This is a genomic window from Fulverythrobacter fulvus, assembly GCF_037154085.1.
GTDB lineage: Bacteria > Pseudomonadota > Alphaproteobacteria > Sphingomonadales > Sphingomonadaceae > Andeanibacterium > Andeanibacterium fulvum.
Genome location: NZ_JBANRM010000005.1, coordinates 114,782 through 130,281, shown reverse-complemented (window position 1 = coordinate 130,281; position 15,500 = coordinate 114,782). Strand labels below are relative to the sequence as shown.

The 15,500-nt window shown below is 64.3% G+C and carries 16 protein-coding genes; 6 read left to right on the top strand and 10 right to left on the bottom strand.

Translation table 11 applies throughout. From position 1 onward, the window contains the following. The first annotated feature begins 1 nt into the window (after position 1). Together WFP36_RS14465 and WFP36_RS14460 are read left to right on the top strand one after the other, a co-directional pair. Positions 2 to 1,255 (top strand): threonine ammonia-lyase, encoded by a 1,254-nt coding sequence (locus WFP36_RS14465; protein WP_336981459.1) that lies wholly within the window; start codon positions 2 to 4, stop codon positions 1,253 to 1,255. 172 nt (positions 1,256 to 1,427) lie between these two features. Continuing rightward, a complete protein-coding gene (locus WFP36_RS14460; protein ID WP_336981457.1) occupies positions 1,428 to 2,330 on the top strand; it encodes an arginyltransferase in 903 nt (300 codons plus the stop codon). On the opposite strand, the gene WFP36_RS14455 is transcribed toward WFP36_RS14460, so the two are convergent. Both WFP36_RS14455 and WFP36_RS14450 read right to left on the bottom strand, forming a co-directional pair. Then, a complete protein-coding gene (locus WFP36_RS14455; protein WP_336981455.1) occupies positions 2,318 to 2,794 on the bottom strand; it encodes a lysozyme in 477 nt (158 codons plus the stop codon). The two genes, WFP36_RS14460 and WFP36_RS14455, sit on opposite strands and share 13 nt — an antisense overlap. A 138-nt stretch (positions 2,795 to 2,932) precedes the next feature. Next, positions 2,933 to 4,012: an OmpA family protein gene (locus WFP36_RS14450; protein ID WP_336981453.1), complete on the bottom strand. Its 1,080-nt coding sequence runs from the start codon at positions 4,010 to 4,012 to the stop codon at positions 2,933 to 2,935. 334 nt (positions 4,013 to 4,346) lie between these two features. Here WFP36_RS14450 and WFP36_RS14445 point away from each other — a divergent pair, with 334 nt between their 5' ends. Next, the gene (locus tag WFP36_RS14445) at positions 4,347 to 5,606 is read left to right on the top strand and encodes a glycosyltransferase (RefSeq protein WP_336981451.1); all 1,260 of its coding nucleotides are present in this window, start codon (positions 4,347 to 4,349) and stop codon (positions 5,604 to 5,606) included. A 153-nt stretch (positions 5,607 to 5,759) separates the two neighbouring features. Here WFP36_RS14445 and glnA read toward each other — a convergent pair whose 3' ends face one another. From glnA to WFP36_RS14420, 5 genes are all read right to left on the bottom strand, one after another. Continuing rightward, a complete protein-coding gene (glnA, locus tag WFP36_RS14440) occupies positions 5,760 to 7,169 on the bottom strand; it encodes a type I glutamate--ammonia ligase (RefSeq protein WP_292941051.1) in 1,410 nt (469 codons plus the stop codon). An 80-nt stretch (positions 7,170 to 7,249) separates the two neighbouring features. After that, positions 7,250 to 7,588 (bottom strand): P-II family nitrogen regulator, encoded by a 339-nt coding sequence (locus WFP36_RS14435; protein WP_054532344.1) that lies wholly within the window; start codon positions 7,586 to 7,588, stop codon positions 7,250 to 7,252. A gap of 288 nt (positions 7,589 to 7,876) precedes the next feature. Further along, positions 7,877 to 8,803: an N-acetyl-gamma-glutamyl-phosphate reductase gene (argC, locus tag WFP36_RS14430; protein WP_336981448.1), complete on the bottom strand. Its 927-nt coding sequence runs from the start codon at positions 8,801 to 8,803 to the stop codon at positions 7,877 to 7,879. After that, positions 8,800 to 9,156: an SH3 domain-containing protein gene (locus WFP36_RS14425; protein ID WP_292941053.1), complete on the bottom strand. Its 357-nt coding sequence runs from the start codon at positions 9,154 to 9,156 to the stop codon at positions 8,800 to 8,802. The genes argC and WFP36_RS14425 overlap by 4 nt, the downstream gene beginning before the upstream one ends. Before the next feature lie 76 nt (positions 9,157 to 9,232). Continuing rightward, positions 9,233 to 10,618: a leucyl aminopeptidase family protein gene (locus WFP36_RS14420; RefSeq protein WP_336981445.1), complete on the bottom strand. Its 1,386-nt coding sequence runs from the start codon at positions 10,616 to 10,618 to the stop codon at positions 9,233 to 9,235. Between the two features lie 47 nt (positions 10,619 to 10,665). Between WFP36_RS14420 and WFP36_RS14415 the strand changes: the two genes are divergently transcribed. Continuing rightward, positions 10,666 to 11,520 carry a PdaC/SigV domain-containing protein gene (locus WFP36_RS14415; RefSeq protein WP_336981443.1) on the top strand — a complete coding sequence of 285 codons (855 nt, stop codon included), beginning with the start codon at positions 10,666 to 10,668 and terminating at the stop codon, positions 11,518 to 11,520. Between the two features lie 157 nt (positions 11,521 to 11,677). Continuing rightward, positions 11,678 to 12,505, top strand: coding sequence for a type I methionyl aminopeptidase (gene map / locus WFP36_RS14410; RefSeq protein WP_336981441.1), 828 nt, complete (start codon positions 11,678 to 11,680; stop codon positions 12,503 to 12,505). Positions 12,506 to 12,880: 375 nt separating this feature from the next. On the opposite strand, the gene WFP36_RS14405 is transcribed toward map, so the two are convergent. Both WFP36_RS14405 and ccmA read right to left on the bottom strand, forming a co-directional pair. Next, on the bottom strand, positions 12,881 to 13,540 hold the full coding sequence (locus WFP36_RS14405; protein ID WP_336981439.1) for a heme exporter protein CcmB: 660 nt from the start codon (positions 13,538 to 13,540) through the stop codon (positions 12,881 to 12,883). Beyond that, positions 13,537 to 14,118, bottom strand: coding sequence for a heme ABC exporter ATP-binding protein CcmA (gene ccmA, locus WFP36_RS14400; protein ID WP_336981438.1), 582 nt, complete (start codon positions 14,116 to 14,118; stop codon positions 13,537 to 13,539). Before ccmA ends, WFP36_RS14405 begins: the two co-directional genes overlap by 4 nt. Before the next feature lie 53 nt (positions 14,119 to 14,171). On the opposite strand from ccmA, the gene WFP36_RS14395 reads away from it, so the two are divergent. Continuing rightward, complete coding sequence (locus tag WFP36_RS14395) at positions 14,172 to 14,462, top strand: 4a-hydroxytetrahydrobiopterin dehydratase (protein WP_336981436.1); 291 nt, start codon at positions 14,172 to 14,174, stop codon at positions 14,460 to 14,462. Between the two features lie 138 nt (positions 14,463 to 14,600). Here the strand turns inward: WFP36_RS14395 and WFP36_RS14390 are convergent, their stop codons facing one another. Then, the gene (locus WFP36_RS14390) at positions 14,601 to 15,410 is read right to left on the bottom strand and encodes an SDR family oxidoreductase (RefSeq protein ID WP_336981434.1); all 810 of its coding nucleotides are present in this window, start codon (positions 15,408 to 15,410) and stop codon (positions 14,601 to 14,603) included. Positions 15,411 to 15,500: the final 90 nt, after the last annotated feature.

Sequence of the window (15,500 nt, the reverse complement as noted above, 5' to 3'; positions counted from 1 at the left end):
TATGACCGAGACTACTGCACTGGATAAGCAAGCGAGCGCGACTGCGCTGCTGACGATCGACGATGTTCGGGCCGCTGCGAAGCGGATCGAAGGTTCGGTCGTGCGTACCCCCACTACGCATAGCAAGACCCTTTCGCAGATTACCGGCGCCAATATCTGGCTGAAGTTCGAGAACCTGCAATTCACGGCCGCCTACAAGGAACGCGGCGCGCTCAACAAGCTGCTGCTGCTGACGCAGGAACAGCGCGATCGCGGCGTGATCGCGGCTTCGGCCGGCAATCATTCGCAGGGGCTTTCCTATCACGGCACCCGCCTGGGCGTGCCCGTCACCATCGTGATGCCGCGCACCACGCCGATGGTGAAAGTGATCCAGACCGAACAGGTCGGCGGCAAGGTCGTGCTCGAAGGCGAGAATTACGACGAAGCCTATGAATATGCCCGCAGCATGGAAAAGCAGCTGGGCCTGACTTTCGTCCATCCGTTCGACGATCCGGATGTCGCTGCCGGGCAGGGCACTGTCGGGCTGGAAATGCTGGCCGACGCGCCGGAGATCGATACGCTGGTCGTGCCCATCGGCGGCGGCGGCCTGCTTTCCGGCATCGGGACGGTCGCCAAGGCGCTCAATCCCGACATCAAGCTCTATGGCGTGCAGCCGCAGCTTTACCCGTCGATGTATTCCAGGCTCAACGGCAAGGATCTGCCGAGCGGCGGGGATACGCTGGCCGAAGGCATTGCAGTGAAGGTGCCGGGCACTTTCACTGCGCAGGTGCTGGAACGGCTGGTGGACGAGATCGTGCTGGTCGACGAGGAAATGCTGGAGCGCGCACTGGCGCTGCTGCTGCAGATCGAGAAGACCGTGGTGGAAGGCGCCGGTGCTGCCGGGCTCGCCGCCGTGCTGGCCCATCCCGAGAAGTTCAAGGGCCGCAATGTCGGGCTGGTGCTGTCGGGCGGCAATATCGACACGCGCCTGCTGGCCAATGTGCTGCTGCGCGATCTTGCCCGTTCGGGCCGCCTCGCGCGGCTGCGCATCTTCCTGCAGGATCGCCCCGGCGCGCTCTACAAGGTGATGCACGAATTCGATGCGCATCACGTGAACATCCTGGAAATCTACCACCAGCGCATCTTCACCAACCTGCCCGCCAAGGGGCTGGTGACCGACATCGAATGCGAGGCGCGCGACCGCGAGCAACTGGTCTCTCTGATCGAAGCGCTCCGGGCCAAGGGCTATCAGGTTAGCGAAGTCGAACTCAACTGACCGATTTCGGGTCAGCCGCGCGCGTGCCGCGCGTGGCTGGCGCGGGATTGTGCAAAAATCCCCTGCGTTAAGCACGAATCGTGGTTAAGGTTGTTTTAATGGACGAGTCTCCGGGGCATAGTCCCCGCGACAAGTCCATTGGCACAACTCTTCAGGAAGGCTGCGCAGCCCTGTGACCGCACCGGTTCGCTTTCCCCGCTTCTTCGTGACCAGTCCCGCGCCGTGCCCCTATCTGCCGGGCCGGACGGAGCGGAAGGTGTTTACCGAACTCAAGGGCCCCAATGCCGATGGGTTGAACGAAGCGCTGGGCCGCATCGGTTTCCGCCGCAGCCAGACAGTGGCCTATCGCCCCAGCTGCAGCAATTGCCGGGCCTGCGTTTCGGTGCGCGTCGCCGCATTCGAGTTCAAGGCATCCAGCACCCAGAAGCGCAATCTGAAGCGCAATGCTGATCTGGTGGCGATCGAGTGCCGGCCCTGGGCGACCAACGAACAATATGAATTGCTGCGTCGCTATCTCGGCGTGCGCCATCCCGGCGGCGGCATGGCTGCAATGGACGAGGTGGATTTCGCCGACATGGTGGAACACACTCCCGTCACCAGCGTGATCGTGGAATATCGCGAGCGGCGCGAGGACGGGGAGCCTGGCCGGCTGGTCGGCGCGTGCCTGACCGACCGGCAGAGCGATGGCTATTCGATGATCTACAGCTTTTACGAGCCTGACGATTCCGGACGCTCGGGGCTGGGGAACTACATCATCCTCGATCATATCCGCCGTGCTGCGGAAAGCGGGCTGCCCTTCGTCTATCTCGGCTATTGGGTCGAAGGGTCGGAGCGGATGCAGTACAAGGTTCGCTATCGCCCGCTCGAACAGCTGACGCCCGACGGCTGGGAACGGATGGGTGCTGAGCAGCAGGAGCGCCTGATCGCTGCCACTGCCGCTTCCGGCCACCGGCGCCGCGCCATTCCGCTGGGCGGCAGTGGCAAGGACGGCACGCCCGGCGGGCAGGAACAATATGTCCTGAGCGAGGACGAACTGGCTCACGCTGCCGCCGCCGCGATCGGTCAGGACGCGTAGAGAAGAGCTTCCGCCTCCCTGCGGCGAGTCAGCCCTTTCAGTACCCTGCCGCCTGCACGGTTCCAGCGCGTAAATTCCTGCGCCGCACCCGCGAAATCGCCTGCTGCGTGTTTGCGTGTCAGCGTGGCGCGACCAATGGCCCCGGTATTGTAGTGGAAGCTGACGAGCGCATCGAACTGGTGCTGAAATGTCGACGCATCGCCCAGTGCGCGATCTACCGCAGCGGCATAGCGGGCAAGGTCCGCCTTCAGTCGCGCATCGCATTCATCGCGCGTCCACACCGTGTCCGGGCCGATATTCCTGCCGGTCGCGCCCCAGCCGATGGTCCATGGATCGCCGCCCGTGCCGGGATCGGGATAGGCTTCGTACAATCCGTCGCCGCGCTGGCGCGCGCAGCCTTCGAAACGCTGGATCAGGGCGATGCCCTGGGGGCCGATTGTGCGAGGGCGAGTGAGCGGTTCCATGCTGTCCTCCGGTGAGTCGGACTGAACAGATAGAGAACGAATTGGGCTGTAGGAAAATGGTTTTTGGGCGGCAGGCGAAACAAAAGGCCCGGAGGTTTCCCCCCGGGCCTTTCGTGAAATTTGTGCTGCCTGGAAGGCTTAGCGGCCCGAACCGGGGCCGTAAGTGATTTCCACGCGGCGGTTCTGCAATTCGCGCACGCCATCGGCAGTCGGCACGCGGGGATTGCTTTCGCCGAAAGCATGCGTGGCGATTGCGCCGACCGGAATGCCGTGGCCCACCAGATAGCTGCGAACCGCCTGGTTGCGGCGTTCCGACAGGCCGACATTGTAGGCATCGCTACCCGAACGGTCGGCATAGCCGGCCAGCATGATCGGCACATTGGTGCAGGCGCCATAGGCCATCACGGCCGTATCCAGCACTGTCGCCGCTTCGGGCGTGATCGTCGCCTGATCCCAGTCGAAGAACACGATATAGGGCCCCTTCTGGCACACCGGCGGCGGCGGAGGGGGCGGCGGAGGAGGGGGCGGCGGCGGTGCCAGAACCGGCAGCGGCGGCCGCGGCGGGGGCGGCGGCGGTGCCGGGATCGGCGGTTCCGAAGGGCCGAAATTCACCGTGATGCCGCCCATCAGCGAATGGGTGCGCAGCTTGCCGCTCAGCTCGTCCTCGTCACCGTCGACGAAGCTCAGATCCTCGACCTGCAGCATGCGGTACTTGATGCCCAGATCGATGTTCTTCGACACGCGGAAGCGCATGCCGGTCAGCAGCTGCCAGGCAAATCCGCTTGCCTGATCGTCGAGATAGGGGACGGTATTGTCCGCATCGAGATTGACCGAGGCATAGCCCACGCCGCCGCCGGCAAAGGCGGAAACCTGGCCGTCGCCCAGTTCGAACAGCCCGTTGACCATGCCGGTCAGCACATTGATGTTGCCGTCGGCGCCGAAATCGCCGCCCGAGGTTTCATCGGCATCCATGTCCTTGTAGGCGACTTCGCCTTCAACACGGATCACGCCGAAATCGTAGCCCACGAAGCCACCCAGATCGAAGCCGGCGGCATAGTCTCCATCGACCGTATCCTGGTCGCCGGAGAAGACGGCATCGTTTGGAATGACCATGCCGGCATCGACGCCAGCGTAGATTTGCCCATCGCGGGCAAGGGCCGGTGTTGCGGTGGCGATGGCAATCAAGGCCACGCCAAGTCCGAGTGATTTCTTGACCATTGTTCGTCACTCCCCCTGCAGGATTTCGCCCAGATGCCAGCAAAAGGGTTAATTCGCAATCTGCTAGGTGTTGCGACTGCGAAATTCGCTCCTACATGCCCGCGATGCAGACTTCCGCCATCATTTCCCCATTCCCCTGTCGAAGTGACGCCTTGAGGACACGGTCCGGCAGCTTTGCACAGTTGGAAGGCATGGTCCCTGTTGCACATGCGAACAGAATCGGCTTTTGCCATCCTCGTGCCCGAATTGGCTGCAAATAGCGGCTCGTCAAACCCGATCAGCAATGCTGCACCGCCGCGATGCGTGGTGACGGAGGCAAGGTAGAAAGCAAAATATGGCACGTGACGACAAACCTTTGCTAATCTGCGACCTCACTCAAAGCTATTCGCCTAATGGCGGCGGCGGGATCAGCACCTACCTCCGGGAAAAACGCAACCACGTGCTTGCGCGGACCGATCATCGCATCCTGCAGATTGTGCCCGGCCCGGAAGATCGCATCGTCGAGAACGGGCGCAGCATCTGGGTGGAGATCGGCGCGGAGCCGGTGCGCGGCAGCCCAAATTACCGCTTCATCATGCGTACGCGCAAAGTTCGCGAAGTTCTGGAACATTACCGCCCTGACATCATCGAATCGCTGTGCCCCTGGGTGCTGCCCTGGACGGCGATCAATCACCGCCGCAAATTTCCCGAGACCACGCTGATCGCGGGCTATCGCACCGATTTCCCCAACGCCCATGTTTATCGTGTGGGCAAGGAAATCGCTGGAGAGACCATTGCCTCGATCGCCCGCTGGCTGATCATGGGCTATGCCGAGATCACCTATCGCGAGTTCGATCGCGTCTACACGCTGGGCGAAGATGCGAAGGCGATGCTGGGCACGCGCAAGATCGACCGGGTCGACGTGCTGGAGCTGGGCGTCGATCTCAGCCAGTTCGATCCGGCCAAGCGCGATCCCCAGTTCCGCCAGCGCATGGGCCTTGGCGGGACGCAGGGCCCGCTGCTGATCTATGCCGGCCGCATCGATAACGAGAAGCGCGCCGACCGTCTGGTCGAGATGATGAAGCGCCTGCCGCCCGAACTCGGCGCGGGCCTTGTCATGGTGGGCGACGGCAAGTTGCGCGACCGGCTGGTGGCCGAGACGGCGGGCATGCCGGTGGCCTTCCCCGGCTTCATGAGCAATCGCGAGGAACTGGCCATGGCGCTGGCATCCTCCGACATCTATGTTTCGGCCATGGCCGACGAGACCTTCGGCGTCTCGGTGGTGGAAGCCCAGGCCAGCGCCCTGCCGGTGGTGGGCGTTTCCTCCGGTGCCATGCCTGCCCGCGTCCCGCCGGGGCTGGGCCTGCTCGGCCCGGTGGACGATGTCGATACGATGGCGCGCAACGTGCTGGAAATCTGGAATAGCAACTACGATGCGATCGGCGCTGCCGCCCGCAACCACGTGGTCAACCGCTATAGCTGGGACCGGACCTTCTACCGCCTGTTCAACGAGATCTATCCCGTTGCCTTGGCGCATACCCGCCAGCGCATGCGCGGCCCTGCCAGCGGCTGGCAGACCCGCCCGGCATCGGAACTGCTGCGCGAAACGGTCTGATGCGCGGCGCCCGCCGGGCGCTGCCGCACCTGTTACCTGCATAAGAAAAGGGCGGAGCCGCGAGGCCCCGCCCTTCTTTCTTCCGCGATTTCCCCCCGGATCAAGCGGAAGGGGAGGCCAGGCCTTTCGGCCGGCCCCCCAACGCATGCTCGCTTAGAGCGAGTAGTACATGTCGAACTCGACGGCCGACGGCGTGGTTTCCCAACGCAGTACTTCCGGCCACTTCAGTTCGATATAGGCTTCCAGCTGGTCCTTGGTGAACACGCCGCCTTCGAGCAGGAAGTCGTAATCGGCTTCCAGCGATTCCAGGGCTTCACGCAGCGAACCGCAGACGGTCGGCACCTGAGCCAGTTCGGCCGGCGGCAGATCGTACAGGTTCTTGTCCATGGCTTCGCCCGGGTGGATCTTGTTCTTGATCCCGTCGAGACCGGCCATGAGCAGCGCGGCGTAGCACAGATAGGGGTTGGCCATCGCGTCGGGGAAACGGAATTCCACGCGCTTTGCCTTCTCGCCCGCACCGTAGGGGATGCGGCACGAAGCCGAGCGGTTGCGGGCCGAATAGGCCAGCAGCACGGGTGCTTCATAGCCCGGCACCAGACGCTTGTAGCTGTTGGTGGTCGGGTTGGTGAAGGCGTTCAGGGCCTTGGCGTGCTTGATGACGCCGCCGATGAAGTACAGGCACATGTCCGACAGGCCGGCATAGCCGTTACCGGCGAACAGGGGCTTGCCACCGTCCCAGATCGAGATGTGGGTGTGCATGCCCGAGCCGTTGTCCTTCATGATCGGCTTCGGCATGAACGTGGCGGTCTTGCCATAGGCATGGGCGACCTGCTGCACGACATACTTGTAGACCTGCATGCGGTCGGCGGTGGTCACCAGCGTGCCGAAGGTCAGGCCGAGTTCGTGCTGCGCCGAGGCCACTTCGTGGTGGTGCTTGTCGCAGGGCAGGCCCATTTCGAGCATGGTCGAAACCATTTCGCCACGGATGTCGACGCAGCTGTCGACCGGAGCGACGGGGAAGTAGCCGCCCTTGGCGCGCGGACGGTGGGCCAGGTTGCCGGCTTCGTAGTCGCGGTTGGAATTGGTCGGCAGTTCGATGTCGTCGATCTTGAAGCCGTTGCCGTCATAGCCGTCATAGAACTTGACGTCGTCGAACAGGAAGAACTCGGCTTCCGGGCCGACATAGACGGTGTCGCCGATGCCGGTTGCCTTGACGTAGGCTTCGGCGCGCTTGGCGGTCGAACGCGGGTCGCGGGCGTAGAGTTCGCCGCTCGAGGGTTCGACGATGTCGCACACCAGGATCATCATCGGCGTGGCCGAGAACGGATCGATGTAGACCGCGTCGAGGTCGGGCTTCAGGATCATGTCGGATTCGTTGATGGCCTTCCAGCCTTCGATCGACGAACCGTCGAACATCAGGCCGTCTTCCAGCTCGTCTTCGCCGAGCACGGAGGCGACCATGGTCAGGTGCTGCCACTTGCCCTTGGGATCGGTGAAGCGAAGATCGACCCACTCGATCTCCTCATCCTTGATCCGCTTCACGATTTCCTTTGCACTGGGCATAACTCAATTCCTCCAATGGACTTGTTCGTATTGTTATTCCTCCGGCGGAAGGACCGCCGGGGGCTGTTCGGTCTGATCTGTCAGATTGCGGCGTCGTCGCGCTCGCCGGTGCGGATGCGCAGGGCAGTGTCGATGGGCGAGACGAAGATCTTGCCGTCGCCGATGCGGCCGGTTTGCGCGGCTGCTGCAATCGCTTCCACCACGCGCTCGGCCATGTCGTCGGAAACGACGACGTCCAGCTTCACCTTGGGCAGGAAATCCACGACATATTCGGCACCGCGATAGAGCTCGGTATGGCCCTTCTGACGGCCGAAGCCCTTGGCCTCGGTAACGGTGATGCCGGATACGCCGATTTCATGCAGCGCTTCCTTCACCTCGTCGAGCTTGAAGGGCTTGATGATCGCTTCGATCTTTTTCACTTGGTCCCAGACCCCTGTTGCTATCCGCGCCGGCTTCAGGAAGCCGAACCGGGGGAGTTTGAATTTCCCCGGCGCAATCATCTTCAAGAATCGTGCCAACACGACCAAGAATCATGCCTGGGGCTGGAAATGGGGCGTAGAAGATCGGCGGCCCTTGGGAAAGTGCGGATTCGCAAGATCGCGAAAGCAGCGGCGCGACTGTGGCAACAATTCCGTCTCGCGCCGCCGCTCATAAATGGGCAAAATTCGGGCAGGAAGCTGCCCGTTTTTTAGGCAGTTAACCTTTGCCTAGAGCCGCAAACCTGCGGTTTCTTCCAGTCCGGCCATCAGGTTGAGGCTCTGCACGGCAGCACCGCTGGCGCCCTTGCCCAGATTGTCGAGCAGGGCGATCAGGCGGACCTGCGAACCGTCAGGGCTGGCGAAGACGAACAGATCCATCCGGTCGTTCCCCTGGTTCGATGCGCGCAGCAGCAATTCGCCGTCCGCCGGGCTTTCGCCCATATGGACGACGGGGCTGTCCGCATAGAAGGCGGCGAGGCACTGGCGCAACTCGTCAGGCGAGGCGGCACCCTGCATTGCGGCGCGCGGCAGCGGGATTTCCACCACCATGCCGCGATGGGCCGGGATCACTGCGGGAGTGAAGATCGGGGGCAGGGCGAGGCCGCAACGGGCCTGCATTTCCGGCACATGCTTGTGGCCAAGCGCCAGCGCATAGCCGCGCCAGGCAATGTCGGTATCTTCCTCGAACCGGGCGATCAGGCCCTTGCCGCCGCCCGAATAGCCGCTCACCGCGTTGCAGGTATAGGGCCAGTCGGCAGGCAGCAGCCCGGCGCGCACCAGCGGGGCTAGCAGGGCAATGAAGCCGGTGGAATAGCAGCCCGGATTGGACACGCGCATTGCCTGCGCCACGTTGCGGCGGCCTTCGACTTCCGGGAAGCCATAGGTCCAGCCCGGCGCCACGCGGTGCGCGGTGGAAGCGTCGATCACGCGGGTGGTATCGTTCTCGATCAGCGCGACGGATTCGCGAGCAGCATCGTCAGGCAGGCACAGGATCACGAAATCGGCGGCGTTGAGCGCCTCGGCCCGTGCGGCAGGGTCCTTGCGCCGCGCATCGTCGAGCGCGATCAGCGTGAACTCGCTCCGCCCGGCAAGCCGGTCGGCGATTTCCAGCCCGGTGGTGCCCGCTGCACCGTCGATGAAGACGGAGGCGGTCATGCGAACGGGTCCAGCAATTCGTTGGTCTTCACATAGCCGACCGGACCGTCGGGGCCCAGGCAACCCCAGGCCCAGGTGGCATTGCTGTCCAGCACGTCGAAGCGCTGACCCGGCGACAGGTCATAGACGATCTCGGATTCATCGGAGGCCTCGGCGCGCATGTTCGCGCCCATGTCGCACACCATCAGCGGCATCGGCACGACGTAATGCGGCACGAAATATCGGCCCGCCAGCGCAACATGCGCAATGTCGCCGCGCAGGGGAACCGTGCGCGGATCGGGCTTGGCAACCGGGCCGGTCAGGGCGAAGGGGCCCAGGTTCGAATTGTCTGAGGTCGATGCGGTGGCGTTCAACGAAGGGTCCGTCTGCTGGATGAATTTCGCGCGCGCTTAGACTGCAAGGGCCTTCGGGGCAAGATTTGCCGTCGTTTCACCCGGCATAGCGCGCCTTCAGCATGTGCCATGCCGCACGCAGGCCCAGCGCGTCGCCGCCCTTGGGGCGGCCCGGCTTGGCCGTGGGGCGCCAGGCAAAGGTGTCGAAGTGAGCCCAGTCGATGCCTTCGCCCACGAATTTGTCGAGGAACAGGCCTGCCACGCTCGCCCCGGCATAGCCATTGTCTGGCGAGTTGTTGAGGTCGGCCACGTCGGACTTCAGCCATTCGGCATAGGCCGGGTGCAGCGGCAATTGCCACACGGCGTCATCATGCGCCTTGCCCGCTTCGATCAGGGCATGCGCGGTTTCCTCGCGCCGGGCCATCAGGGCGGGCAGGTCAGGTCCCAGCGCGACGCGCGCGGCGCCGGTCAGGGTCGCGAAATCGATGATCAAATCCGGCTCGCTTTCCGAAGCGAGCGCCAGCGCATCGGCCAGGATCAGGCGGCCTTCGGCATCGGTATTGCCGATTTCCACCGACAGGCCCTTGCGGGAGCGGAGGATGTCGCCCGGGCGGAAGGCATTGCCCGCCACGGCGTTCTCCACGGCCGGGATCAGCACTTGAAGCCTTACGTTGAGGCCCGCTTCCATCACCAGCCCGGCAAGGGCCAGCGCGTGGGCAGCACCGCCCATGTCCTTCTTCATCAGCGCCATGCCGCGCGCGGGCTTGATGTCGAGCCCGCCGGAATCGAAGCACACGCCCTTGCCGACCAGTGCGAGTTTCGGCGCTTTCTCGTTGCCCCAGGTCAGTTCGATCATGCGCGGGGCATGATGGCGGCTGGCGGCGCGGCCCACGGCATTGACCATGGGAAATTCGCTTTCCAGCCGGTCACCCTTGGTGACGGAGACCTTGGCCGAATGTGCCTTGGCGAGCGCTTCCACTTCCGCCTCGATCTGGGCGGGGCCCATATCCTCGGCGGGAGTGTTGACCAGATCGCGCACGGTCATCACCGCACGGGCTTCGGCCAGAGCAGGCTCGATCGCCTTCACGCCCTTGGTCAGCAGGATACGGTCGCCCTCTTCTTCCTTGTCCCTGCGGTAGCGGGTGAAGCGATATTGCCCGGTCTGCCAGCCATGCAGGGCGGGGCCGGGATCGCCGGTCATCAGGCGATAGGTTCCGGCGGGCAGCACTTCGGCCAGCTTGGCGAGGCACCAGCTTGAAAGCGATGCGGTATTCGCCACGCCGCCTGCGGCAAACCAGCCGTCTCCATCGGGCACGATCACGGTCTGATATCCACCGGCAGTGAATTTCTGCGCTTCCACCGCCGTGCGCTGGGCCGGGTTGAGCTTCTTGAGCCAGGCTTCGAAGCCCTGCTTGTCGATCAGGTGAATTTCGGTGGCTTTCTGCCCCCGGTCAGGCTGGATCAATGTGTCCTTGTCGATCATGCATCCCATCTGCATCACCTGCCGCCGAACCGCGAGGGGAAATTTCGATGGCTGTCCGCTCCGCTATTGCCAGTGCCCTTTCCGCCACCCTGTTGCCTGCCGCCTGTTTGTCTGCCGCCTGTGTCGCATTGGCGGGCTGCTCTGCTTCGCCCCCTGCCGGGGAGAAGGAAGCGGCAACAGCTTCCCCCTCTGCCAGCCCTGCTGCATCTCCCTCCGCCACGCCGCAGGCAGAGGCGCGCAAGATCGCCCAGGCGAACGAAACCTATGATTTCGAATATACCTTCCCCGCGCAGGCCGACGCCATTCCGGGCCTTCGTGCCATGCTGGAAGAACGGGCGAAGAAGGACATGGCGGAGACGGAAAGTTCCGCCATTGCCGGGCGCAAGGATGCCGAAACCGGCGGCTATCCGTTCCATGCCTATGGCTATTCCACCAACTGGCAGGTGGTGACCGATCTGCCCGGCTGGCTGAGCCTTTCGGCCACGCATTGGGAATTTACCGGCGGCGCCCATGGCAACACCAATTTCGACAGCCTGTTGTGGGACCGGAAGGCGGAGACGGCGCGGGAGCCGCTTTCGCTCTTCACGTCGATGGAGGCGCTGCAGGGTGCGGCCCAGCCTGCCTTCTGCAATGCGCTCGACAAACAGCGCGAGGAAAAGCGCGGCGAGAAGATCGTGCGCAGCGCGGATGACTGGATGACGGCCTGCATCGGCTTCGATTCCGTCACCGTGATCCTGGGTTCCTCCAACGGCCAGACCTTCGACCGGATCGGCTTCCTCGTGCCGCCCTATGCCGCCGGGCCCTATGCGGAAGGGGATTATGAAGTGACGCTGCCGGTAACCCCTGCTGTGATGAAGGTGGTGAAGCCGCAATATCGGGCCTCGTTCAGCATCATGCGATAAGCATGGTCCTCCCCTCCTCTTCAGAGGAGGGGAACGAGGGGTGGTGGTGGCGCAAAGCGCCGTTTCGGTGATGCGCGCCACCACCCCCAACCCCCTCCTCTGAAGAGGAGGGGGCTAAATACTCGCATTTCCGGCCCGCAGTCGCTACATGGCCGGGATGACCGAATACCAGACCGTTACCGGAAACGAGACCGTCCTGCGCGACGGCACGATCAAGCTCCATGGGCCGGAAGGCTTCGAAGGCATGCGCAAGGCTGGCCGCCTTGCCGCCGAAATCCTCGATGCGATGATCGATCTGGTGAAGCCGGGCGTCACCACGGGCGAGTTGGACGATGTGGTCCGCCAGATGACGCTGGATGGCGGCGCGGTGCCTGCCACCATGGGCTATCGCGGCTATGCGCATAGCTGCTGCATCTCGCTCAACAACGTGATCTGCCACGGCATTCCGGGCGACAAGGTGATCCGCGATGGCGATATCCTGAATATCGACGTCACTCCGCTGCTCGATGGCTGGCACGGCGATTCCAGCCGCATGTATATCGCCGGCGATGCTCCGTTGAAGGCCCGCCGCCTGATCGACGTGACCTATGAGTGCCTGATGATCGGCATCGAACATGCGAAGCCGGGCGCGCGGCTGGGCGATATCGGCGCGGCGATCCAGGCCCATGCCGAAGGCCATCGTTATGGCGTGGTGCGCGAATTCTGCGGCCACGGCCTCGGCCGCCTGTTCCATGACGCGCCCGAAGTGGTCCACGCCGCGCGCGCCGGGACGGGCCCCGTGCTCAAGCCCGGCATGTTCTTCACTATCGAGCCGATGATCAACCTCGGCAAGCCGGGCGCCAAGATGCTGTCCGACGGCTGGACTGCAGTAACGCGCGACCGTTCGCTTTCGGCGCAGTTCGAACATTCGATCGGCATCACCGAAACCGGCTGCGAGATTTTCACGGCCAGCCCCAAGGGGCTGAACCAGCCGCCTTACGCCTGAGGCGTTGCGGGGGCCGGACGGCGCCCGAAAGTTGACGCAGAACGACCAGCGAAACTTGTGACTTTCCGCCTTCGCCGAGGGGCGGAAAGCGCCTCTGTGCCTGGCGCTCAGATCACCCGATAAGCTTGGAATCGAGCCGTTTTCCTGCCGTTCGGTCGTGCCGCATCGGGCCGGTAAAGCCGTGCTGCCCATTCTTGCGAGTGTGACCTTTGGCAAAGAGCATGTCAGCGGCTGTGACCTTCCGGCGGCGGCTCGCTGCGCTGCGTGGTCTGAGGGCAGGGCGGAAAGGCGAAGGCTCATCCCGAGACATAAGCCAGATTTCGGCCGTGTAGGAAAATACTCTCTGCGCGAGCGCCCAGAGTTCCTTCGGGAAGGCTACCCCTCGCGCGAGGCCCTCACTGCCGCGCCGCCTGCGAAAGGCGCAATGGCCAGCAACACCAGGCTGATCGCGGCGGTCAGCGCAATGCCGCTTTCCCCGCCGACGGACAGCGCGCCCGCGCCGAAGATCAGCAGCGGCACGGCCAGCGGGATCAGCAACAGGCCCGAAAGCGCCGCTCCCGCGCGCAGGCCTGCGGTCAGCGCGGCGATGGTCACCCCGATGGCCGCAAGGCCGGGCGTGCCCGCCAGCAGGCCGAGTTCCACTGTGTAGAGCGTCTTCCCGTCAATCCCCAGCAAAGCGGAGGCGGGAATGGCGGCGAGCATCAGCGGCGGGCCGAAGCTCAGCCAATGGGCCAGCACGCGCACGGCGATCACCAGTTCTTCCGAAATGCCGCGCAGCGCCCATTGATCGAAGAAACCCTGTTCCAGATCCGGCGCGACCAGCCGGTCCAGCGGCAGGATTGCCGCGAGCAGCGCCGCGATCCATGCCACGCCGCCGCCCGTACGGGCCAGCACCGGCGCATCCGGCCCCACCGCAAAGGGATAGAGCATCGCCACGGAGAGGAAGAACAGGATCGGCAGCAAGGTGCCGCCGCGCCGTCCGCCGGGCATGAAGGCCGCCAGATCGCGGCGCAGCAGGCGTAGCAGCCCGCTCATTGCACGAAATCCTGCAAGGCAAGCTGGCGCATTCCCTCCAGCGCGAAGCTCTGGTGCGAAGCGACGATGGCAATGCCGCCTGTTGCGCAATGTTCCGCCGTCAGCCGGATCAGCAAGGCCACCGCATCGGTGTCGAGGCCGTTGAGCGGCTCGTCCAGCAGCCAGATCGGGGCCTGCTGCCCCAGCAGCCGGGCCAGCGCCGCGCGTTTCCTTTGCCCGGTGGAGAGATAACGCACCGGCACGTCGAGCAGCTCCGACAGGCCAAGCCCGGCCGCGCGCTGCGCCTCGTCTTCGCCGTCCAGCGCGCTCCAGAAGGCCAGCGCCTTGCCCAGCGGCAGATGCTCGTCCAGCGCCAGCCTTTCATCGACCAGGCCTACGTTACCCTCGCGTTCCACGGTGCCGGCATAGGGCCGGGCAAGGCCGGCCAGAATGCGCAGCAGGCTGGACTTGCCGATGCCGTTGGCGCCGGCCACCTGCAAAGCCTCGCCCGGGCCGAGCGCAAAGCCCAGTCCGGTGAACAGCAGCCGGTCCCCCCGGCGGCAGGCAATATTGCTGGCTGAAAGACGCGCCGCTTGCATGGCCAAGCCGCTTAGGCGAAAGCCCGGTAAGCGACAAGCAGAGGAGCCGCGCCATGCCCATTCCGCAACTGACCGACGGAGAACGGATCGAAGCGCTCTCTCACTTGCCGGGCTGGGACCTGCATGTCGACAAGACGGCAATCACCCGGAAATTCGCCTTCCGCAACTTCAGCGAAGCCTTCGCCTTCATGACGCGCGTGGCCCTGCTGGCGGAAAAGATGGATCACCATCCCGAATGGGCCAATGTCTACAACCGGGTGGAAATCACGCTGACCACGCATGATTCCGGCGGCCTTTCGGCGCGCGACATTGCGATGGCGCGGGCGATTGACGAGATTGCCTAGATCGCATTGGAGGAATCCCTCCTACAGTCGCCCATCCTGAGCCTGTCGAAGGACGCGCGCAAGTTTCCGGCATGGCCCCTTCCTGACGTACCCTCAAATCGTCATCCCAGCGAAAGCTGGGATGACGCGCAGATCAACTCACCCCTCCGCATCCTCATGCGCCTTGTTCAGCAGGGCGGCGCGCTGGCGCAGCTTTCCGGGCATCCATTTGGCGGCGAAGCGCATTTTCCGGGCGGTCTTGCCCACGACATAGTGCACTCTGTCGCCATGGACGGCGGCCCAGGCATTGTCGGCCACTTCCTCCACCGGGGTGAATTCGAGGCCCGCTTCGGCCACCACCTGCCGGATCGGCACATTGCTGCGCGAATTGGGCACGTGGGACAGCAGGGGCGTGTCGATGAAGCTGGGCATCAGCGAGCGCACGCGGATGCCGTCTGCCTGCCATTCGCCGTCCAGCGTCTCGGTGAGCGAACGCACACCTGCCTTGGTCGCGCCGTAGATGCTCTGGTTGGGCATGCCGTAAAGCGCGGCGGCGCTGGCTGTGTTGAGCAGGCAACTGCCGGGCGCGCTGGCCTTCAGCCAGGGATAGGCCGCCTGCGCGCCATAGATCACGGCCTTGAGATTGATGTCGAGCGTGCGGTCGATCTCGTCGCGGGTGAGGTCCGCCAGCGGCCCGGCCAGCGGCACGCCCGCATTGTTGGCCAGCACGTCGATCCGCCCGCCCGAGGCATTGGCGAAGCCACGCAGCGCCTCGTCCCAGGCATCGCGCTCGCGCACGTCGAACCGGAAGCGGAAGGTCCCGCCCGCCAGCATGCCGGCAGTTTCCTCCATGCCCGCCTCGTTGATATCGCCCAGGCCGATGAACCAGCCCTCGGCGGCAAACCGCCGCGCGATTGCCCTGCCAATGCCGGAGCCGCCCCCGGTGATGAAGATCGCCCGCTGCGCCATGTCCTGCTCCTCTCCCGTTTCTTTGGGAGGAGGGCATAATGGCTGCTGACAGCCCTGTCAGCAGGAGACATTTCGTGGCTGGGCCGTGAG